Annotated in this window: 16 protein-coding genes and 2 riboswitches; of the genes, 12 read left to right on the top strand and 4 right to left on the bottom strand. The window is 46.5% G+C overall.

The genetic code is table 11. The features are described 5' to 3' along the window. Window positions 1–56 precede the first annotated feature (56 nt). The gene (gene sbcB, locus MRK00_09720; protein ID MDR4517645.1) at window positions 57–1523 is read right to left on the bottom strand and encodes an exodeoxyribonuclease I; all 1467 of its coding nucleotides are present in this window, start codon (window positions 1521–1523) and stop codon (window positions 57–59) included. Window positions 1524–1626: 103 nt separating this feature from the next. On the opposite strand from sbcB, the gene MRK00_09715 reads away from it, so the two are divergent. From MRK00_09715 to MRK00_09705, 3 genes are all read left to right on the top strand, one after another. Beyond that, a complete protein-coding gene (locus tag MRK00_09715; protein MDR4517644.1) occupies window positions 1627–2010 on the top strand; it encodes a RidA family protein in 384 nt (127 codons plus the stop codon). Window positions 2011–2525: 515 nt separating this feature from the next. Beyond that, window positions 2526–3155, top strand: coding sequence for a dienelactone hydrolase family protein (locus MRK00_09710; GenBank protein MDR4517643.1), 630 nt, complete (start codon window positions 2526–2528; stop codon window positions 3153–3155). 17 nt (window positions 3156–3172) lie between these two features. Next, on the top strand, window positions 3173–4150 hold the full coding sequence (locus MRK00_09705) for a 2-hydroxyacid dehydrogenase (protein MDR4517642.1): 978 nt from the start codon (window positions 3173–3175) through the stop codon (window positions 4148–4150). 111 nt (window positions 4151–4261) lie between these two features. Here MRK00_09705 and MRK00_09700 read toward each other — a convergent pair whose 3' ends face one another. From MRK00_09700 to MRK00_09690, 3 genes are all read right to left on the bottom strand, one after another. Continuing rightward, complete coding sequence (locus MRK00_09700) at window positions 4262–4966, bottom strand: hypothetical protein (protein MDR4517641.1); 705 nt, start codon at window positions 4964–4966, stop codon at window positions 4262–4264. Between the two features lie 391 nt (window positions 4967–5357). After that, the gene (locus tag MRK00_09695) at window positions 5358–5747 is read right to left on the bottom strand and encodes a DUF4168 domain-containing protein (GenBank protein ID MDR4517640.1); all 390 of its coding nucleotides are present in this window, start codon (window positions 5745–5747) and stop codon (window positions 5358–5360) included. Between the two features lie 348 nt (window positions 5748–6095). Next, entirely contained in the window at window positions 6096–7103 is a 1008-nt protein-coding gene (locus tag MRK00_09690; GenBank protein ID MDR4517639.1) for a TIGR03790 family protein, read from the bottom strand. Window positions 7104–7562: 459 nt separating this feature from the next. Here MRK00_09690 and MRK00_09685 point away from each other — a divergent pair, with 459 nt between their 5' ends. The 9 genes from MRK00_09685 to MRK00_09645 all read left to right on the top strand — a co-directional run bounded on the left by MRK00_09685 (window position 7563) and on the right by MRK00_09645 (window position 22101). Beyond that, on the top strand, window positions 7563–8357 hold the full coding sequence (locus MRK00_09685; GenBank protein MDR4517638.1) for an FxDxF family PEP-CTERM protein: 795 nt from the start codon (window positions 7563–7565) through the stop codon (window positions 8355–8357). 197 nt (window positions 8358–8554) lie between these two features. Next, window positions 8555–8637: riboswitch (cyclic di-GMP riboswitch) on the top strand. A gap of 160 nt (window positions 8638–8797) precedes the next feature. Then, on the top strand, window positions 8798–9634 hold the full coding sequence (locus tag MRK00_09680; GenBank protein MDR4517637.1) for a pyruvate-binding protein: 837 nt from the start codon (window positions 8798–8800) through the stop codon (window positions 9632–9634). Window positions 9635–9782: 148 nt separating this feature from the next. Next, a riboswitch (cyclic di-GMP riboswitch) is annotated at window positions 9783–9865 on the top strand. 346 nt (window positions 9866–10211) lie between these two features. Then, window positions 10212–10352, top strand: coding sequence for a hypothetical protein (locus MRK00_09675; protein MDR4517636.1), 141 nt, complete (start codon window positions 10212–10214; stop codon window positions 10350–10352). Between the two features lie 20 nt (window positions 10353–10372). Continuing rightward, window positions 10373–12652, top strand: a complete 2280-nt coding sequence (locus tag MRK00_09670; GenBank protein MDR4517635.1) for a cytochrome-c peroxidase — start codon at window positions 10373–10375, stop codon at window positions 12650–12652. Between the two features lie 103 nt (window positions 12653–12755). Then, a complete protein-coding gene (locus tag MRK00_09665) occupies window positions 12756–14954 on the top strand; it encodes a cytochrome-c peroxidase (GenBank protein MDR4517634.1) in 2199 nt (732 codons plus the stop codon). A 202-nt stretch (window positions 14955–15156) separates the two neighbouring features. Further along, window positions 15157–16080 (top strand): hypothetical protein, encoded by a 924-nt coding sequence (locus MRK00_09660; GenBank protein ID MDR4517633.1) that lies wholly within the window; start codon window positions 15157–15159, stop codon window positions 16078–16080. Window positions 16081–16390: 310 nt separating this feature from the next. Next, window positions 16391–17659: a TolC family protein gene (locus tag MRK00_09655; GenBank protein MDR4517632.1), complete on the top strand. Its 1269-nt coding sequence runs from the start codon at window positions 16391–16393 to the stop codon at window positions 17657–17659. Next, the gene (locus MRK00_09650) at window positions 17656–18834 is read left to right on the top strand and encodes an efflux RND transporter periplasmic adaptor subunit (GenBank protein ID MDR4517631.1); all 1179 of its coding nucleotides are present in this window, start codon (window positions 17656–17658) and stop codon (window positions 18832–18834) included. The genes MRK00_09655 and MRK00_09650 overlap by 4 nt, the downstream gene beginning before the upstream one ends. A 3-nt stretch (window positions 18835–18837) precedes the next feature. Continuing rightward, complete coding sequence (locus tag MRK00_09645) at window positions 18838–22101, top strand: CusA/CzcA family heavy metal efflux RND transporter (protein MDR4517630.1); 3264 nt, start codon at window positions 18838–18840, stop codon at window positions 22099–22101. The last annotated feature ends 112 nt before the right edge of the window (window positions 22102–22213 follow it).

Raw genomic sequence — 22213 nt, 5'->3', positions numbered from 1 at the left:
AATTATTTTAACAATCAATTGCTGCAAATGATTGATTTTATCACGGCCTATCCCGATCAAAAATTCAGCAGATCTTTTCCCCAACACGTCAGTGCATCCAGAATTTCCTGCGATTTTGCGTTATCCTGATGCGCTACGCCCAGCATTTCAATCTGATCGAAATAGGCTTCAATCATTTGACCGTCGCCATCTGTTACCTGCGTCAATCGCTGACGCCGCAACTGCTTCCAGCGGCGATTTTCTTCGGGCGATAATGTTTCCGGCCAGTTGCGCGCACGGTACCTGAAAAAAAGCTCAGGCAAACGTTTGTCATGAAAATCAAAACCGGCTTTTGCCAGTTGTTGCGGCGTTGCAGATCTTATTTGTGGAAACAAAAGCGCATCGGCGTTATCCATAAAACCATCATACAGCGCCTGATCGACATCGGCAGACGGTTCAAAGGTTCGGCCGCTGTAAGCCAGTGCAATACGCTGCGCAAAATCGGTTCGGGCACAGTACTCTGTTAATTTTTTCCAGTGCCGATGGCAAGTATCCAGATCAATTTCTATACGCGTTGCCGCCTGCGAATCAAGCGTGTTGCGCGGCGCAAGCGCCGGGCATTTGTTAATTTTTACCGACTTGACCGGCAGGCGTTGAGCGCCTTCGGGTAAATCTTCCGTCCGTGTATACAGATGTTGATCCAGTTGAGATACATCCATATCCAGAAAGCTTTCCGGATCATAACGCAAATCATACACCAGCACACTGTTTGGATTACTCGTCTCTGCAACGAGCGGCATGACCAGGGTCGTGCACCCTGTTTTCGCCGGATACATCCGTGACGTATGCACGACGGGCGTGTGCTGCGTCACATCAAGCAATTCAGCCGCACGGCGTTTATTGCGTAACTGGAAAAGCCAGCGATACAAACGCGGTTGCCGTTGCTGCAACAATCTTGCCAGACCAATCGTGGCGCGCACATCGGACAACGCATCATGTGCAGCGCCATGACTGATACCATTCGCAGCTGTCAAATCCTCGAGGCGAAAGCTCGGCAGTCTTTCTTCTGCATCCTCACCGGGCACGGCCTCACGCAGCGGCCATTCCAGCCCTTCAGGTCGCAACGCATAAGTCATGCGCACCAGATCGATGATATCCCAACGGGAATTACCCTGCTGCCATTCGCGCGCATAAGGATCGTAAAAATTTCGATACAGTGCATAGCGCGTGACTTCGTCGTCAAAACGGATGGTGTTATAGCCCACACCACATGTCTCCGGCTGCGCCAATTCAGTGTGAATACGCGCAATAAATTCCGGCTCCAGCAGGCCCTTCTCGTCAGCCAGTTGCGGCGTGATCCCGGTGATCAGGCATGAAACAGGTTGCGGCAAACTATCCCGTGGCGGCTTACAGTAAATGACCAGCGGTTTTCCGATCTCATTAAGCGCATCATCCGTACGCAATCCGGCAAACTGCACAGGCCGGTCTCTACGGGGATCCGCACCGAATGTTTCGTAGTCATGCCAGTACAATGTTGTCGTCATTTATAGTGTGTCTCTCATCAAAAAACCAAATCTGTTTTGAAATCGCCTGCCAACCCAATTATAGTGCTATTTTTTCACAAATCTTTGCAAAGGAGACGTTATTATGGCGGTTCAACGTATTAGTTCTGGCTCAACATTTGAACAGGAAATTGGTTATTCCCGCGCAGTCCGGGCAGGAGATTGGGTCATGGTATCCGGCACCACGGGGTTTGATTACAGTAAAATGACCATATCAGAAGATCTTCTGGAGCAAGCTGAACAGTGTTTCCAGAACATAGACGCCGCCTTGAAGGAAGCCGGCAGCAGTTTAAAAGATGTGGTGCGCGTAACCTACGTATTACCGAATGTCGATGACTTTCCCAAATGCTTTCCGGTCACGCGTAAATATTTTGGCGATGTCAGACCTTCCGCCATGATGCTGACAGCCGGTTTATCCGATCCCAGAATGAAAATCGAAATTCAAGTGACTGCGTATTGCGGTGATTGAAGGTATACCCTTCTCATTGAACGATAACGAAAAATTATTATGACAGATTCAGAATAACCGATGATGGCCCGGCATCCGCGCATCTGATTCGGTTGCCGGGTTTTCATTGTCAGGTTTATTTTAAAAATACTGAATCATCAGGTATATGTAACCCGGGATAAAAATACACAGTGCAATAATGACTAATTTTTTCATGCTTCTAATTCCTTTATGTTAGCGATCAAACAATAGCGTTATTGTTATTATTGTTCTTGAAAGAGCAAGTAAAACCTATCCTGTACTTTTTCGTCAAGCATTATCTGCACAAGCAGATAAATTATACGTTTTATCCAAGACTTACAGCTAATCCCCAACAGAATTAATTTTATCACCGAAACCGGTTTATCACCGTGCAAATTCCCTGAGATTAAAGACATGGGCCGCACGTACCGGTGGAACAGCTGTGCTGCAACATGTTATTCTTTAATTCAGACTCAATCGTCATGATTTGCTATTCATAAAACAGGAGCAGCCGTATGCGCGAAGTCAAAATACCTGCCGACACAGTCGAACTGGAAGGCGATCTGGTATTACCCTCTTCGGTAAATGGCATTGTATTATTTGCCCACGGCAGTGGCAGCAGCCGATTGAGTCCACGCAACCGTTTTGTCGCGCAAATCCTGCAGCAGCATGGCATCGGCACACTGCTGTTCGATCTGTTAACGCGCAGCGAGGATCAGGACTACGCCATGCGTTTTGACATTGCACTGTTAACCCGGCGCCTGATCGCAGCAACGGCCTGGTTGAAAGCCGGAACAGATACTGAGACATTGCCGCTGGGCTATTTTGGCGCCAGTACAGGCGCTGCGGCGGCACTCAAAGCAGCCGCAAGAATGGATACAGCCGTTTCCGCGGTCGTTTCGCGTGGTGGCCGGCCGGATCTGACCAGTGAAGTTGATTTAAAAAAAGTAACTGCACCGACATTACTCATTGTTGGCGGCGCGGATTATGGCGTTATCGAATTGAATCAACAGGCTTTTGCAGTATTGCAGTGCCACAAGGAACTTACCCTTGTTCCAGGGGCAACGCATTTATTTGAAGAACCCGGCACGCTTGAACAAGCCGCGCAACATGCCGCCAACTGGTTTTTAACCTACTTAAAATAGAGTACAGGATTTCTAAAATGAGCGCTGTTTTCCTTGATTTCGGCTCCGTAACCCGTGGCGACATGGATTGCGCCGCCCTGGAACAGGCCATCTCACCGTGGCAATTTCATGCCGAAACCGATCCCGATCAGGTGGCAGAGCGGATAAAAGATGCGGAAGTGGTCGTGTGTAACAAATTTTCATTGAATCGTGAAATTATCAAATCCGCACACCGATTGAAACTGATCTGTATTGCCGCAACCGGCTATAACAATATCGATTTGGTAACGGCAGCCGAACGCAATATTCCTGTCAGCAACGTTCGAGGCTATGCAACGCCCTCGGTTGTACAGCATGTATTCATGCTGATGCTGAATCTTTCACGCAACTTTGAAGATTACCGGCAACTGGTCAAAAACGGGCGATGGCAGGCCAGCCGGCATTTTTGTCCACTGGATTACGGCATCGAAGAATTATCCGGCAAAATACTGGGCATTATCGGTTATGGTGAATTAGGCCATGCAGTTTCGGAAGTCGCCAAAGCGTTTGGCATGCACGTACTCGTTGCCGAACATAAAGACAGGCCGCCGCGCCCTGGCAGAACAGCCTTTGATGATCTGCTGCTGCAAGCGGATTTTGTAACGCTACATTGTCCGCTTTTAGACGAAACCCGCGATCTGATCGGCCTGCGAGAACTGAACCTGATGAAACCGTCAGCATATCTCATCAATACCGCACGTGGCGCAGTTGTTAACGAAACAGATTTGTTGCATGCCCTGTCTTCAGGCTGTATTGCCGGCGCTGCATTGGATGTGCTGCCCAAAGAACCGCCCACAAATGAAAGTGCACTGCTGCAGTATCAACATTCGAATCTGATTATTACACCGCATGTTGCCTGGGCCAGCCGGGAATCCCGCCAACGCCTGCTCAATCAGATTGCCAACAATATTCATAACTTTTATCACAACAAACCGTTCAATCAAGTCATGGATGCTGTAAATTGCCAACCCAGATAACATACACGGACGCACTACGGAACAAACTTTTCAGCATAGACCTTGAACCGCAGGGACCCAGTTCCAAACATTAAATACTGCGCATCCCAGAAAAGAGGGAGATCGTCAAATTCAGTCCAGTCCGCAATTTGTTTGCATACTCAGGGTATCCGATGTGGCTGCGAACCGGTTCTTCCAGTAATTAAATGCGGCATCTTCGCGGGCTTCGGCGCCGTCTTCGCCCAGATCGCAACTGTGTGCAAATTCATGCCCCATGAGCGCCGCATAGCAGGCGCGTCGATCTGCCTGGGGCAATATCGCTATTTTATTAAGAAATTTAGGATAAATCTTAATTTTCCTGTTCAAAGGTGAAGACCAACCCATAAGATCATTTTTATCTGATGACATGCATTTTACCTTCCCGTTCTTCGAAAACCGGTTTTTTGTACAGTTTCCCAGATTCGTGCCTGTATCCGCTTCAACCGATTTTTCAAAGTTCGCCCAGTCATCCACAATATTCCAGGCGACAGCATTAATATCTTTTGATTGCGTAGCATCGCAATCAACAACCTTTAGATCGATTGTAGTGCCGGATGCTGCGGAGTTTGAACCGGAAGCTGCCCCGGAATTTGAGCCGGAAGTTGAACCCGTATTTGACCCGGCAGTGTCATTGAATCCAGCGCAATCGATACCCTGACAAGTTTCCCCGGTATCCGGATTCTCCATACCCGCCTGAACAGGATTCCAAATTAACGCTGCAAAAACAAGAAACAGACAAGCCGCATACGCCTGCATCCCCCAAGAAAAGTCTAATATTTTTTGGTTACTCTTATTCATTGTCATTACCTCCTGAATTACATGGATTTATGTATTCATTTGCCATTGTACGGATAGAGACTAACGCAGATGCGTGAAGAAATAAGTGATTTTTCCCACTGGCCCATTCACAGTTCACGCGCAAAACCGACATCAAAATTACGGAAAAATTTTTGACAGACTTCATTTTCAGCTACCAGACTATAGACACTTGCCAACGAAAAAAAACGGAAATAGAAAGACGAAGCAAATGAAGCAGGATATGGCTGCCTGTGCATCGGGATTCATAATTTTACTCCAATTGAGTTACTGCACAATCAGAGACGCTTAACGCCCCACATTATTTATCGAACAGTCATCTATCTAATATGCAACAACCCGATAATTTATAAAATTGTAGGCGACCACAACGTTATTGCGGCGCTTCTTGCTGGGCGAGTTCTGTGGCAATTGCACGGACTTTCTCCTGCAATTGAACATCGGATTGTATGGTTTGCCCCATGGCATTGTAGCTATCCGGCGTGAATCCGACCTGCTCAAGCACTTGCAGCATCTGTTGATTAGCCGCGTCCATAATCTCTTGTTTCTGTTGATCGGATTCCGCAGCTTTCATATGGGTCATAGCCTGTTGCTGTACCTGGTAAAGGCCTGCGTTAGCGAAAATAAAAGACCTGAGTTCTTCATCGCCGTAGGTCAATTTAGCCGCTTCGGCACTCGGCTGATCCTGAGCCACTGCCGGCATCAAGCAAAGTATACCTAAGAAACACGCTGCAAAGATACTTTGAATCCATCTGCTATACATGCATAATTCCTTTGTTTTATTGAAAATTTAATGAGATTGTTAACAGTAAACCCGCTAACCTGAAGACCGACTTCAATGATCACCCTAACAGATAATCCGGCACGACTCAAACAAACCTTTCTACAATCCTTAAAACAATCGTCAGCAGACTGGTCGCTTCGACACGTTATTCCGTACACAATCCATCATGACGCGGGTAAAAAAGCTATTCAACAGGAAAACCGGTTATACGAATACAGTTGCACCTATAAACCATTACATATTTTACTTGCATTCCTTCTTGCACCGTACAGCGTCTCTTGTGAAATATGAAGTAACCTGTAACACATTTATGAGCCGTAGAGACGATCACTCGACTGGTTTGCCATAAAACGGTGCGGCCATCGGCTCACCGACAAACACCCCCTGTCCTGGCCAGGCCACACTTTTCCAGTAGGCTTCAATCAAGGATTCTCCCCGTGTGTATCGATCAATGACAATTCCCGGTTGCGGAAATTTTTGCGGAAAAGCGCAAGGCTCGACAACAGTTCCATAACTGGCCGTCGCACCTGCGTTAAGCCATTTCAGAATACTCATCTGCTGGTCGCCAAACAAGTCGCCGCCTAAGGAAGTCAAGTGATCGGCAATCGCTCCAGGTAGAAAGCGATTTGTATCCAACCCGTCAACCCAAGCTTTCCCGGTAAAGTAAAACAGTACATCTTGCTTTCCCTCAAGTGCATCGGCTTGAACGGTTTGAATATTGACCCGATTCGAAAAAACCTGCTTAACCGTTTTATAGACCTTCGAGCGAACATTCCGTGCTGGATCTGACGTACTCACCAAATAAGCAGTGCCTTCAGGAAAGGTACCGTCTGATTGTACGCCGCGATCAATCATTGTTTTTATCTTCCGCACGCTGCTGCCCGCGAGCATCATGGTCGGACGTATTTTAAAGTCATTAAACGGGAAGGAAGAATATGAGTTGAAATACGCACTGGATTGAGTTGGCAAACAACCATGCGCGCAATACTTTCTGTCAAATCCAAATGTCATGGCGCTGGTGATTGACATACAAGCGACTTTATAGGGTTTTGACCAGGCAAGTACATAAAACTGTACCTGTTCAGGTGTTCGCGCATAAATTTGTTGTCTTAACAAATTAAATAAATGACTGCCCATCGAACCAGTAACCGGAAATTCCATTCGTATCATATTTTTTTCCGGTATGTTGCGTTTTTGCTGGTAATAACGGGCGATCTCCTGACTCTCCGCATCATTCTGATTGACAATCACTGCGATGTGCTCGGGCATAATGGCGGCATGGATGTCTGAAACCAAAAGGATGCAGCAGATACCGAATGAAATCAAAAAACGCATAACAGCTCAATAAAATAATAGAAATGATTAATCCGGTCACAAGAAGTTTGAAGTTGATACAAAATATAGAATGATAGTGCATTGATTTATTGACCAGAAAAACACTGTCGCTGCAAAACTATACCAAAAAAACTGCGCATCTCATGATAAATATAGCAACCAACTTATCAGTACACTATTTACACATTAACTGATTCAGATTGACAACACCCGATACTGGTTAGGCACTCGCCAACCCATCATTTTAACAATCTGATCTCATTGGATTAATTTCTCTTGAAGTATAGTCAACAAAAAAAACGATATCGAATCTTTATTGCGTCAACCGCCATCCTGCGGCATTTTGTCACATTGAATCTTGGACGGAGGTGTTCAATACTCCACCTGCGTGGCCACGCAAAGGAAATGAAAGCGTAAATCGCTTGCTTAATTCTAAATCAATAAATCGGAGTTGATAGTATGAAGAAAAAGTTGATAAAAAAAATAATTAATTCTGCGATATTGCTTACAGGCATGATTGCAATGCAGGCAATGGCGCACATCGGTTATGGTGGCCGCGATTTTGGTTCATTCACTGGCGCAACCGCACAATCACTGACAATCGGTGGGCAGGCGGTTACCGGCAGACACGGCTGGATTGACGGAACCGATGCCGATTGGGGCGATTCACACCGTTTGCGTGCCTATCGGTTCCATCTCGACAATGAAGCCGATGTTACCATCTCATTTTCGGACCAGGCATCCGGAACAGACGTACTCGGCGGCCTCAATCCTGGCTTTTCGCTCTATAGCGGTCTGGCACATTTAGCCCCGCTGGGTGCTGATTATGACAACAGTGCTGGATCAATTGCTTTACGGGATGCTGATTCTGGCGGTGCTTTTACCGAAGGCGCGTTCAGGACACTCGATACCTGGCGTATAACCAACGACGCCAATGATCCTGCCACAGTCTTCACTTATGTTGGTTCAGCTTACGATGGCAGCGTTGATTATGGCTTCGGCGTTGTTCCTGGCGGTGACGGCGTCGCAGACAATCATGTTTCTCAAACCTTTCATTTAACCGCTGGCGACTACTCGATTTTTGTCGGCGGCACGGATTATTCGGACCAAGTAGCACCGTGGTCTGCATATGGTGTTGAAGGGATGGTTTCCGTTGTTCCTGAACCTGAATTTTATGCAATGTTGCTAGTCGGTCTCGGTCTGGTGAGTGTAACGGCAAATCGCCGCCGCTTAGCCGCCAACAGCTTAGCATAACCTACTGTTATTAAAGCCAATGCTCTGATTCGATCAGGCCGACCGGCGCTATTAAATTCAGGGCGTTGGCAATAACCAGACGTAACGAAAACACCGCAGCATTCTTGAGCATAAATTAACTGAAACAAGGTAACAAATTGTCAAGTGCGGCAATTTGTCACATTGTTTAGTGTTTCTTTTTCTGGATAATTGACCCAATAAGTAAAAGCCACCCTTGCTGCAAAGCAAGTCCGGAAAGCCACGGATCTCCATTCCATATCGAGATGGCCGGGTTGTCTCCCATGGATGATGGGGAGTAGCTGAGATAAAGTATTACGAATACATTTTCAGGGCATTTCAGATCATCATTCGTAAGCTTGGTGTCGCACCGATCCAGTACACAGGTTCGGCAATGACGCTCATTCTATTAGCAATCACTTTATCTTAACAAGGAGAGAAAATTGTTTACGAGAAAACATTCTAAATCAACAAAGGTTGCTGTAAAAGCTTCGGTAGTTGCCATTGCCACATTATTTGGCGCCAACGCCTTTGCAGCCGGAGCAGTAGACTTTCAGACCTGGAGCGGGACGAATCATCTGCATCCGGGAAACACCATCTCAGCTTCGAACGCTGTAGCAACACCAAACAGTATGACAACCAATCCTGCGTTGAATAATTCAGCCTGGGCACATACAGGTCAATGGTTCACGTTTATGAATCATGACGCCGGCAATGTCAGTGTCACGGTTAATGGTGCTGGCGATTTTGCTCCTGGTTTTGCCGTATGGGCATCGGGCGCAACCGAGTTTGATGGTGGTACAGAGCCAGGTTTTTGCTGCTTGAGTACAGCCGGCTTTACCATGCCACATTCCTTTAATGTCAGCGGTCCTCTGGGAGACAACGGAACTCAATGGATGTCCGGCGGACTTGGCAATATGGCTGAAACTCTGGGTTATGCGGTATCCAACCCGAATGTCAACTTTACATCCGGCACCGGTTGGGGTGAAACGATTCTGGCCGGAACGCATGACGTCAGTATAACCAATGTATTTGAAACAGGTGTTACCGGCAACACCAGCGCACATTCGGCAACGCTTGATTTCAACAACCTTGCCGCAGGCTGGTATACCGTATATGTTGGTGGCACGGATGGCACCGCAACAACCACTGGATATGATCTGGTAGTCAGCGCAGTGCCTGAAGCGCAAACCTGGGCGATGCTGGTGGCAGGTCTCGGCTTCGTTGGCTGGCGCCTGAGAAATCAGCCGCGCAAAGAATTCGATATGATGCCGGCTTAGTCAGACGGCAGGGCAAGAAACAGAAAAGGGCGTGTTACAGCGCCCTTTTCTGTTTGGGCAATACATGCAACCATTGGTATCTTCAAAACAGTAAACAATGCGACAATATGTCACATTGTTTTTGTTATTTTTTCAAGATAATCTTAGATCAGTAAAAAACCACCCTTGCTGTAAAGCAAGCTCGGAAAGCCAGCGGATCTTTTTATAACGAGAGATGGCCGGGCTGCCTCCCGCGAATGACGGGGAATAAGTGAACCGGTGTGCAATAAGTATCAGGCCGGTCTCATATTAATCATTCCGGACGCATTTCCTGAATATATTTCATAGTCACACAACAAATCAGCGGAAAGCATCATGCTTCCAGTGAAAACTATATTTTTTAGGTGAAAAATATTAATAAACAAAAAATATATCGTGTAAAAACTGTGGCTGGAACGATCTCAACAGTAATTTTCTTTACCGGCGCATTTTTTTACAAACGTTCACTCTGCCATGTAGCGGAGAAAACCGAGTTTGATTCCAGTCACTTGATGGAAACTCTGATTACATATTAACTCACCGAGCATTGACAACTCCGATGACTGACTACCGGTTCATCAATGATGGCAAGCATTCTGCATTGTTAAACAAGCAATACCATCATCGTAGTCGCAACCATAATAACCGTGGTTGCAACCGCATGCTTGGCAAAAATTTAGATATCGGCTGGAAACGCTGATATTTGCATGGAGCAAGATAATGAAAATTAATAGGATAAAAATTATTAATCTAACCCAATTACTTTTCCTCACCCTTTGTTACAATACCGCACTACTGGCCGACGGTCTCGGCCCACTTCCCTTTTCATTAAAGAATGCACCCGTTCCTGAAGTCCCGGGACTGTTTGATGGTCCCGATCCCATTATCGTTAACCAGGAAAAAGCCATTATTCTTGGCAAAGCATTATTCTGGGACATGAATGTCGGCAGTGACGGCGTTGCATGCGCCACCTGTCATTTTCATGCCGGCGCTGACCGGCGCACTAAAAATCAACTTGCGCCGATCGGCAGAAACAGCGCGTTATCTCCAGAATTTTCATTCGGAAAAGATGGGTCCCTGCGTGGACCTAACGCCACTTTAACAAAAAACGACTTTCCATTTTTTGATCGCGCGAACGCTGCGGATCCTGACAGTGATATTACATACCATAGCGACGACATTGTTGCATCTGCGGGCTCATTTGGCGGCATCTACCGGAAATCCAACATGTTTTTCACGGCAAGCGACGATTGTGATCAAAGTGCTGATCCGGTTTTTCACGTTGGCGCCAAAGGTACGCGCAAGGTTACACCACGGAATACACCGACCGTGATCAATGCGGTGTTTAATTTTCGCAACTTCTGGGACGGCCGGGCCAACAATGTTTTCAATGGCAGCAACCCGTGGGGAGATCGCGATCCCGATGCCGGTGTCTGGGTGAAAAACCAAAATGGATCGATCACCAAGCAGCGTTTGAGATTAATCAATTCGGCTTTGGCTTCCCAGGCAGTTGGGCCGCCAATGGACGACATTGAAATGTCCTGTAAAAAACGGACATTTCCCGAACTTGGCCGCAAGCTGCTTTACCGCCAACCCCTTGAACACCAAAGAGTCCATTGGAACGATAGCGTCCTGGGTGATTTAGCATTCAGCACCGAAGGTGAGCTAATGAGCGGATTGAATACCCGTTATTATCGATTAGTTATGGAAGCGTTCAATCCCAAATACTGGTCGCATATCAGACGCGGCAAATTCGGTTCGCCACCGCCGAGCGCTGAAGCGCCCCTTTGGCCTTATTCGCAGATGGAAGCTAATTTTTCAATGTTTTTCGGTTTGGCGCTGCAAGCGTATATGTCAACACTGATATCGGATGATTCGCCGTTCGATCGGACCCTTTTCGATGAGCACGAAGAACACGATGAGCGTGACAAGGATTCCGACCTGGATAATGATCAATTACGAGCCGCGCTGGACGAAGACGATCACGAAAATCTGATTACGATGAGTGAGTCGGCAAGACGCGGCATGGATATATTCATTGAAGCACATTGCGCAATGTGTCATTTCGGGCCGAATTTGACGTCTTCTGCGGTTGTAACAAACGGTATTTTGCAACAAATAGAACCCAGTAATTTCGGTCAAAAAATCCCCCGGGCCAGCGTCACTGATGTTGTTACTGTTATCTCTGCAACAGGTGGCGGCATGTTTGAAGATGTTGGATTTGCCGGTACAGGTGTAACACCGAAGGATAATGATTGGGGTCTGGGCGGATTCGATCCATTCGGCAATCCGCTATCATTCGCCGATCAGTATATGCAGCTACTCGCAGGTAATGAAGCAGGCGTAGTTGATCCTTATGTAGCAGACGTGCGCCCTTGTGATATGGATTTTTCCATTGCAAGCGCAGATCTGGATCAACCGCATCCATTCTTTTTTACACAGACTGACGATATACAACCGCAAACACAGAGCACAGTTGATTGCTTGAATCCGCTCGCAACCTATATTCCGACCGCTGAAACAGCCCGGGCAGAGCTGAGTAACCCGGACAGGCGACGGTTTCTCAGTGCAGCCAGAGGCTCTTTTAAGGTGCCCACATTGAGAAATATAGAACTCACCGGGCCTTATATGCATAACGGGAGTATGGCGACGCTTGGGCAAGTCATCGAGTTTTATGCCCGTGGCGGTAACTTTGAAATAGATACCATAGAATTAATAAAGATTTTTAACCAACCGCCCTTATTGGATCCTCAACGACTGGAAGATTTGCTCAATTTTTTAAAAAGCTTGACTGATGAACGCGTACGGTATCAGAAAGCGCCATTCGATCATCCCGAGTTGTTTGTTTCAAATGGCCATGTTGGGGATAACGTATTAATAACCCTACCTAACCTATTTAACCCCATCCTTGCAGCAGATGAAATACTGGTGATCCCAGCCGTTGGCGCCGGAGGTTCGAGCGAACCGCTGCAACCGTTTGAATTTTATCTCGACGAATAATGCATATTACGAACGCGAACAAACCAGTTTGTGAAATCAACGTAAACGATAAAACGTGATTTGAGAGACCTGATTTCGCAACGATGAATAAAGAGGAAGAACTGTGTTTATTGCTATAAAGAAAATTACCGCCGATCTGGCCGTCATATCATTACTAACCTTTTATACCGCATCACTGCTGTCGGCCGGCGGCTTTGGTCCGTTACCGGTATCGTTGAAAGGCGCGCCCGCACCAGAAGTTCCAGGACTTCTTGATGGCCCCGATCCGATTATTGTTGATCAGGAAAAAGCGATTATTCTCGGCAAGGCGTTATTTTGGGACATGAATGTCGGCAGCGACGGCGTAGCCTGCGCCACGTGTCATTTTCATGCCGGCGCTGACCGGCGCACCAAGAACCAGCTTGCGCCAATCGGCAGGAATAGCGAGTTACCCGCCGAATTTTCATTCGGTAAAAATGGATCCCTGCGCGGACCCAATGCGACTTTGAAAAAAGTTGATTTCCCGTTTTTTGATCTCGAGGATCCTGTAGATCCTCGCAGCCCAATTACATACAATAGTGACGATGTCGTTTCCTCGGCAGGGACTTTTGGCGGAAACTATCTCGATACCAGCTGGTTCCATGACGTCAATGACAACTGCGACCGCAGCATCGATCCGGTTTTTCATGTTGGCGCCAAAGGCACGCGCAAGGTCGAACCGCGTAATACACCAACCGTCATCAATGCTGCTTTTAATTTCCGCAATTTCTGGGATGGGCGCGCCAATAATATATTCAACGGCAGCAGTCCTTGGGGAGATCGCGATCCCAATGCCGGAATCTGGGTAAAAAATTCGGATGGAACGGTGACCAAGCAACGTTTACGATTAATCAATTCATCACTGGCTTCACAGTCAGTAGGCCCTCCGATGGATGGTTTTGAAATGTCCTGTGAAAATCGAACCTTTGCCGACCTCGGGCGTAAACTGTTTTACCGTATACCGCTCGAGCACCAGAATGTACACTGGAACGACAGCGTGCTCGGAGATCTCGCGTACAGTACCGAAGGTACGCTAAGAAAAGGATTAGAAACCCGCTATTACCGATTAGTTACCGAAGCATTCAATCCAAAATACTGGTCGTATACTCGCCGTGACCGGTTCGGTTCTCCGCCACCGGGTTCACAAATGGCTCGTTTACCTTATTCACAGATGGAAGCCAATTTTGCGATGTTTTTCGGATTGGCACTGCAAATGTATCAATCAACACTGATTTCCGATGATTCACCGTTTGATCGCAGCGCCAGAAATGAACACGGGACGCCCATTGATCTGAGCGAATCGGCGCAGCGCGGCATGGAAATTTTTCGCGATTCACATTGCGCTTTGTGCCATGTCGGCCCGAATTTTACGTCATCTGCAATCGAAACCAACGCTTTCATACAAAAAATTCATCCAGAAGCATTCGGCAATGAAACTACCCGGGTCAGTGTAACCGATGTAGTGACGCTATTGCCTTTAAATGGTGGATTCATGTTTCAAGATGTTGGTTTTGCCAGTACAGGCGTGACGCCGGAGAAAAACGATCCCGGTCTGGGCGGTTTCGATCCATTCGGCAATCCGTTATCTTTCGCCGACCAGTACATGCAGTTGCTCGTTGGTAGTGAAACCGGTGTTGTAGACCCGTATGTGGCGGATATACGTCCTTGTGATCTGGAGTTTCCTATCGCACTGGATATTGACGGTCCACATCCGCTGATTTTTACGCGTGCAGACGGTGTTCAACCGCAGGAACATGATACTGTGGATTGTTTTAACGCGCCTGCAACATTTGTTCCAACCGTTGAAGCAGCACTTGCAGAATTACAAAAACCCGACAGAAGGCGGTTTTTGAGTGCAACCCAAGGTACATTTAAAACACCAACACTCAGAAATATCGAACTGACCGGACCTTATATGCATAATGGCGGTATGGCAACGCTCAGACAGGTGATTGAGTTTTATGCCCGTGGCGGAAATTTTCATCTCGACACGATAGAATTTGGTAAGTTTTTTGTGCAACCCCGTTTGCTGGAACCACAACGACTGGAAGATCTGCTGAATTTTTTAAAAAGTTTAACCGATGAGCGTGTACGCTATCAAAAAGCACCATTCGATCATCCTGAGTTGTTTGTTCCACATGGCCATGTGGGCGACAATCATAGTATTGAAGCAACGAGTGAACTGAGTGAGAAGCTGGCAGCCGATGAAATACTGGTGATTCCAGCGGTTGGCGCTGAAGGTTCAGCAGAGCCTTTGCTGCCGTTTGAAGACTATCTGGAATAACAACCCAAAAAAGCTTACAGAATCAGGTTCCGGTATACGGCTGGAACCTGATTCTGCAACAGTATATATTTCAGACCTCGCATCAGAATAGTCTGAAAGAGTACCCGTACTCTTTCCATCTGAATCGGCCTTTAACAACACCCCCATTCAAGAATACTTTATGAGATGATAATGCTGTCAGCGAAATAATGGGATTTTTACAATGACAGAAAAATCAGAACGACTCAGCGTATTAATTCTGGGGTATGGTGAAATGGGTCATGCGATGGAACATTTACTCTCGGCCCGCCAGCACCTGGATATCTGGGAAAAGTATCCCCAATCCGGTTTCCAATCCGCCATTCTGGAAAAAGCAGTTCCGGATGCAGATGTTGTTATTTTTTGCCTGCCGGTTAACCCGCACCGGGAAATCGTGACACATATCGCACCCTTGCTCAAGAAATCAAGCATCTGTATCAGTATTGCCAAGGGTCTCGATGAAGCAGGGCAAACAGCCGCACAAATTTTCGAAGATGTTCTCAATCCAAAAAATGCCTATGCGCTGCTCTATGGCCCCATGATCTCTGAAGAGATTTGCGCGGGACGCTATGCCTTTGCCCAGCTTGGCTGTTTAAACCATTCCGTTTATAACAAAATCCATTGCTGTTTTCAACATACCCATCTTTTTATTGAACACTCTGATGACATTCCCGGAATCAGCTGGTCTGTTATTCTGAAAAATGTCTACGCCATGATTTTTGGCATGGCTGATGAATTGCAATTGGGTGACAATATGCGTGGTTTTCTCAGCACAGCCGCACTACGTGAACTGAGTCAGATTGCGCATCACATGGGCGGGAAGGAAAACAGTTCCTATCACCTTGCAGGTTTGGGAGATCTCATCACCACAGCCACCAGCGAGGATTCCCATCATCATACGCTCGGCCGCATGCTGGCCAGGGCCGAAACCGGAAACATAACCGGCGAAGGGGTTCATACACTTGAAATGGTCTGCAAACACCGATTATTTGACATCGCCGATTATCCGCTTTTTCAATTGATTAGAAATATTGTTAAACGACCCACAAATGTTTCTCGTAAAATAACTAATTTTATAAAACACACATACATCACACATGAGAAATAGTCATTTATGGAAAACCTTCTTCCGAATACGAGCATTACTGTTCAGGCACCATTCAGGTTTCTCCGTTACTCTATATCCAACCAATCATAAGGGTAATTCGTAATTATCATTTTGCCGGTATAAAATGAGTTCAGAATTAGACAGAAGGATTTTATATTTAAAATAAAAATGAAAAAATGATTTTAATTTGGCATTGATGAAATTTGATATTCCTATATCATGTTACGACTAATGTTTGAAAAACAAACTACATTATCTTTTAACCATTCTCTATAATTTTTGCATTTTTCATAAAGGCCTTACGCAGACTATGCAGACCTTTTCATTGCGGTATCTATTTTTTATTCTTTTTTTTATTTTTCATTCGACGTTACTATCGGCGCAAGGATCTTCAAAACTGACCATCAAGGAACTACAAATCCTGGGTTTGCAAGCAAATGGTATGGTGCATGCAGCACGTTCGCAAATTGAAATGGCTGAGGCGGATGTGGTAGCGGCCAGTGCTTTTCCCAATCCCAATGTCTCCTTCAAAATCGGACCTCAAAGTAAGCGATTACCTCCATCGATAACTGGCCCATCTAATGACTATCGTGAAGTAAACGTAAGTCAACCCATCGAAAATCCTTTTTTTCGTTCCGCCCGCATTGACTCAGCTGAAGCACGTGTTGAGGCAAGACAGGCCAACTTGGACCAAGTACGTGCCGATCTTGCCGCACAATTAAAAGTTCGCGCCTACGAATTACTGTTGCGCCAGGAACAGGCGCAAATGGAAACCAGCATTTATGACCTCATGAAAGAAATACAACGGCGTATTAAAGTGAGTGTGGAAGTAGGCGAAACCGCCCGCTTTGAATTAATTCGGGCGGATACCGAAGTACTGAGTGCTGAAAACCGTATGGAAGCAGCCTTGTTAAATGCAAAGCGCGCACGGGTGGCTTTGATACAGCTGGCCGCTGGCGCATTGCAAAGTAGTTTTGAAATTGATGCATCGCTAGAAGACAGAGTTAATTTTCCTTCGTTAGAAGAATTACGGCAAGAAGTTGTTGCATTGAACCCGGATATTTTGCGCCTTGAAGCCGAACAAAACAGCGCTAATCTGCGCATTGATCAGGAAAAGGCATCAGTTTTGCCTCGCGTAAATATTTTGTATGAAAATTATCAGGACGCCCAGTTTTCCACCAATGTGGCAGGTGTAAATCTGGAAATTCCTTTATTTTATAGACGTCGTGGCGAGATTGATAACGCCATTTACGACTCGGCCCGTATTCGTGACACGCTGACATATCGCCGTTTTGAAATTGGTCAACAACTTGAATCAGCCTGGCAAGCCAAAGAAATCGCCCGGCGCAGAGTCGAAATGTTTGAAGGTGGCATCGTCACAGAGGCGCAATTGGCGCTTAATATTGCACAAACAGCTTATCGCCTTGGTGAACGTGGTTTTATCGAGGTACTGGATACACAACGTGTCCTGCGCGGCGTGCTTGCTGAGCTGCTTCAGGCTCGCTTTGAATTACAGTCTGCAGCCGCAGAAATAGATCGACTACGCGCCCATTATCCCAAGGAGCATATCATCGAATGAAATTCTCAATCCGCATTAACTTCTGCTTCCTGATCATCGTTCTTCTTACTATAGCCTGCACCAATGGAGAAAACACAAGCGACCAGGAAAACAAAGAATCGGCTAAATTGACTGATGCCAATGAGTTAATCAATTCAAACATCATTACACTCAGCTCTGAAATGGCGGAGGGTATTAAAGCTGACACACTCAGACTGATTAGTCTGGCGGATAAAATTCAGGTACCCAGTCAGATCCAAGTCAATGAACAGCAATTGATCCGTGTCGGTGCAAACGTCACAGGGCGCATAGTCGAAGTAAACGTTGAATTAGGCGATCACGTTGACGCCGGCACGACTCTCGCTAAAATTTCCAGTCCTGAACTAACTACAGCGCAGTTAGCGTATCTTCGTGCTCATTCTATGACAGCTTTAAATGAACGCGCGACAAAGCGTGCAAAACTGCTACTTGACGCAGACGTGATTGGTGCAGCAGAACTACAGCGCAGAGAAGCCGAATTACAGGTCTCAAGGGCTGAGCTCAGCGCGGCAAAAGATCAATTACGTTTACTGGGTGTATATAAAAACGCAGTCGATGATTTGGTCAGGCGTGGACAAATACTCCCCTCTGTCGGTATCTCATCTCCTAAAAGTGGCACTATCATTGAACGTAACGTAGTAGCCGGTCAGGTGGTGCAACCATCCGATCAATTGTTTAAAGTCGCTGATCTATCGACTGTTTGGGCGGTTGGCGATGTACCCGAACATATTGCCAGTAATGTGATGGCTGGCCAGCATGTTGAAATTCAGGTGCCTGCTCTTGGAAATATTACGTTAGACGGTTTGATTATTTATGTCTCCGACACGGTCAATCCCCAAACAAGAACAGTGATGGTACGAACAGTCGTTGAAAATCCAGACCGCAGACTTAAACCCGCCATGCTGGCATCTATGCGCATCATAGAAACTCCGCAAGAACAACTTGTACTACCTGAATCTGCTATCGTGCGTGAATTAAACAAAGATTATGTATATCTAGACAAAGGCAACTACACTTATTTACGTATACCGGTAGAATTGGGGCCTGAGATAGGCAATTTACGTCCTGTCATATCGGGACTCTCAGTCGGACAACATATTGTAATCGATGGCGCTTTCCATATAGATAGCGAACGCAAGCTCGAGAGAAAGGAATAACTCATGTTGTCATCCATTGTACAAGTCATGCTCAGGCAGCGGCTTCTTGTCGTTATTATTGCACTCATTCTGCTTGCTTTTGGTTTACGGGCTGCCACTAAACTTTCAGTCGATGCGTTTCCGGATGTCACCAATGTTCAGGTTATCGTAGCCGCACGCGTTGAAGGGCGTAGTGCTGAAGAGATTGAGCGTCTGATAACAATTCCGGTAGAAATTGCCATGACTGGCCTGCCCGGCCTGATAGAGATGCGCTCTCTCAACAAAAGCGGTTTAACCATTATCACGTTGGTATTTACCGATGAAACCGATGTCTATTTTGCCCGGCAACTCGTGATGGAGCGTTACATCGGTGTCGTAGATCAACTACCACGTGGTGTAGTTACGGAATTGGGTCCGGTAACCACAGGACTGGGCGAAATATATCAGTATACATTGGATCATCCTGATGACGGTAAGCGCGAATTAACCGTGGAAGAATTGATGGAGCGCCGCACGATTCAGGACTGGGTAGTACGTCCCATGCTGCGCTCAATTCCGGGTGTTGCCGGAATAAATTCACTCGGCGGTTATGAAAAACAGTACCAAGTATTGGTCAACCCGGAAAGATTGCGTCATTATGATCTGACACTGTCACAAGTCGATCAAGCGCTCGAGCATAATAACGCTAATGCCAGTGGAAATATCCTGGAATTGCACGCTGAGCAATACCTGATACGAACAAATGGATTGATCTCGACTCTTAATGACATCAGGAACATTGTGCTCAAGGAAATTGATGGCATTCCCGTATTTGTGCGCGATGTCGCCGAAGTGGAATTTGGCGGGCCCGTGCGTCAAGGCGCATTGATCAAAGGCGGATACACAGAATCAGCGGGTGGTATTGTCATGATGTTAATGGGCGGCAACGCCAAGGAGATTGTGGCGAAAGTTCAGGAAAAGGTCATTGAAATAAATGAACAGAACCTGTTACCCGGTGGCCTGCAAATTGTCCCTTTTTACGATCGATCTGATTTGGTTGATGCTGCACTATGGACGGTAACCAAGGTATTGATCGAAGGTATTATTCTGGTCATTATCGTCTTGTTTATTTTCCTGGGCGATGTGCGTTCCAGCGTGATAGTTGTGGCAACATTGATTATCGCACCGCTGATTACCTTTATCATTATGAATCAGCAGGGTATTTCGGCCAATCTGATGTCATTGGGGGGGCTGGCAATTGCCATCGGCCTCATTGTGGATACGACCGTCGTGGTGGTGGAAAATGTTTACCATCGATTGGGACATGCTGGTAATTCCTTAAAAGAAAAGTTAATAGTTATACGTGATGCCGTGCAGGAAATCGGAACTCCTCTGATTTTCGGCATCTGTATTATCATACTGGTATTTTTACCTTTGATGACCTTGGAAGGCATGGAAGGCAAAACGTTCAGCCCACTGGCCTATACCATTGCCATTGCTTTGGCGGTTTCATTAATCGTCTCGCTAACGCTATCTCCAGTGCTTTGTGCTTATGGCCTTAAGGGCGGCGCCAATCATGACACGCCGGTTATTGCATATCTCAAAAAGCGGTATCAGAGCCTATTGAATAAAGCACTGGCTCATGAAAAAACAACTATCTTGGTTGCAGTTGGCTTGCTGATTTCTTCCTTTATGCTGTTTCCGTTTTTGGGTACATCCTTTATTCCAATATTAAAAGAAGGTGCATTGACGCCTGTGATTATCAGGGCACCGTCAATTTCATTGGAAAATTCGATAAAAATAGAATTTGAAGCGATGAAGCGAATTGCTTCTGTACCCGGGGTCGAAAGCGCGGTTTCCAGACTCGGGCGTGGCAAAGAGCCATCCGATCCCGCAGGACCGCATGAATCAGATCCTATTGTCGCGCTGGATCCGGAATCGGGACGAACTCAGGAAGAAGTGGATGAAGACATCCGTAAAGTGTTGTCAACCTTGCCCGGTGTCAGCATCGCCATTTCTCAGCCGATCGCGCAACGTGTTGACGAAATGATTACAGGCGAACGTTCTCAGGTTGCTGTAAAAATTTTCGGCGACGACCTGGAGCAATTGCGACTATTGTCTGAGCAACTGGCGCGGATAATCAGAACAGTCAGAGGTGCCCGGGATATCCGGGTACAACCGTTATCGGGACAGCAAACCCTGGTGATTGATATTAACCGTGATGCCATTGCGCGATACGGAATCAATGTTGAAGATGTCAATGATTTGATCCGGACCGTTGGTGGCAAAGTAGTTTCGACTGTTTTCGAGAACGAGCGGCGATTTGAACTGGTTATGCGTCTACCACTGGAATTTCGTGACAATGTTGATGCAATTAAAGATCTGTTATTGCGTACCCCAGAAAAACTCCCTGGTTCAAATGGCGGCAAGGTTCCCGGCGGCGCACTGATTCCCCTTGAATCCGTTGCTGATATCCGGGTCGTTGACGGCCCGGCACAAATTAATCGCGAATTTTCCAAGCGCCGTGTTGTGGTTGGCGCCAATGTTCATGAGCGTGACATGGGAGGATTTGTAGAGGAAATACAACAGCGGGTAGCGGAAGAAATGAAACTGCCGGAAGGTTATTACTTTGAATGGGGCGGCCAGTTTGAGAATATGGAGCGCGCCATGGCCACGCTTTCCGTTATCGTGCCATTAACCATCGCAGCCATTTTCTTTTTATTGTTCATGTTGTTTAATTCGGTCAAATTGGCTTCACTGATTATCATGGTGCTTCCTTTCGCTTCAATTGGAGGAATCACAGGTCTATTTATTTCTGGAGAATACTTATCAGTCCCCGCTTCGGTGGGCTTTATTGCCTTATGGGGAATCGCCGTTTTAAATGGCGTTGTACTGATTTCATTTATCCGCGACCAGCGTGAGCAAGGCGTTGATGTGTCGACTTCGGTCATACGCGGGTGCGAACAACGTTTCCGTCCCGTTTTGATGACTGCAACAGTCGCCATGCTCGGGTTGGTGCCCTTTTTGTTTGCTACTGGCCCGGGCTCAGAAGTACAGCGGCCACTGGCGATTGTTGTGATAGGCGGATTGATCACATCAACGTTATTGACACTGGTTGTTTTACCCACGCTGTATCGCTGGTTTGACGTAAAACCCAATAGTGACGACGATGAAACACAGGATGATCAACCTAAAAAAACCGAGCCACACTCACCATTATCTGAAGTACAGGAAAAAACGGTAGCAACAGTACCTTCGGATCAGACAGACACGACAACAATTGGGGTGCCTTCCGCAAAAACAACCTGATTATATTATTAATCAGAAATCAGAATATTAATGAAGAATTCCTGCGACATTTACCTGGCCAGGAATTCTTCAAAAAATCCTTCTTCAGGCATTCATTCTCCAAAACATCCCC

It is taken from the genome of Nitrosomonas sp., assembly GCA_031316255.1.
GTDB lineage: Bacteria > Pseudomonadota > Gammaproteobacteria > Burkholderiales > Nitrosomonadaceae > Nitrosomonas.
The sequence above is the reverse complement of the archived record's forward strand: the minus strand, read 5'-3'. Positions and strand labels throughout refer to the sequence as shown.

Bases quoted from the DNA above. Each gene is read 5' to 3' on its own strand.
- sbcB (MDR4517645.1), bottom strand. From the start codon at position 1,523: ATGACGACAACATTGTACTGGCATGACTACGAAACATTCGGTGCGGAT.
- MRK00_09715 (MDR4517644.1), top strand. From the start codon at position 1,627: ATGGCGGTTCAACGTATTAGTTCTGGCTCAACATTTGAACAGGAAATT.
- MRK00_09710 (MDR4517643.1), top strand. From the start codon at position 2,526: ATGCGCGAAGTCAAAATACCTGCCGACACAGTCGAACTGGAAGGCGAT.
- MRK00_09705 (MDR4517642.1), top strand. From the start codon at position 3,173: ATGAGCGCTGTTTTCCTTGATTTCGGCTCCGTAACCCGTGGCGACATG.
- MRK00_09700 (MDR4517641.1), bottom strand. From the start codon at position 4,966: ATGAATAAGAGTAACCAAAAAATATTAGACTTTTCTTGGGGGATGCAG.
- MRK00_09695 (MDR4517640.1), bottom strand. From the start codon at position 5,747: ATGTATAGCAGATGGATTCAAAGTATCTTTGCAGCGTGTTTCTTAGGT.
- MRK00_09690 (MDR4517639.1), bottom strand. From the start codon at position 7,103: ATGCGTTTTTTGATTTCATTCGGTATCTGCTGCATCCTTTTGGTTTCA.
- MRK00_09685 (MDR4517638.1), top strand. From the start codon at position 7,563: ATGAAGAAAAAGTTGATAAAAAAAATAATTAATTCTGCGATATTGCTT.
- MRK00_09675 (MDR4517636.1), top strand. From the start codon at position 10,212: ATGACTGACTACCGGTTCATCAATGATGGCAAGCATTCTGCATTGTTA.
- MRK00_09670 (MDR4517635.1), top strand. From the start codon at position 10,373: ATGAAAATTAATAGGATAAAAATTATTAATCTAACCCAATTACTTTTC.
- MRK00_09660 (MDR4517633.1), top strand. From the start codon at position 15,157: ATGACAGAAAAATCAGAACGACTCAGCGTATTAATTCTGGGGTATGGT.
- MRK00_09655 (MDR4517632.1), top strand. From the start codon at position 16,391: ATGCAGACCTTTTCATTGCGGTATCTATTTTTTATTCTTTTTTTTATT.
- MRK00_09650 (MDR4517631.1), top strand. From the start codon at position 17,656: ATGAAATTCTCAATCCGCATTAACTTCTGCTTCCTGATCATCGTTCTT.
- MRK00_09645 (MDR4517630.1), top strand. From the start codon at position 18,838: ATGTTGTCATCCATTGTACAAGTCATGCTCAGGCAGCGGCTTCTTGTC.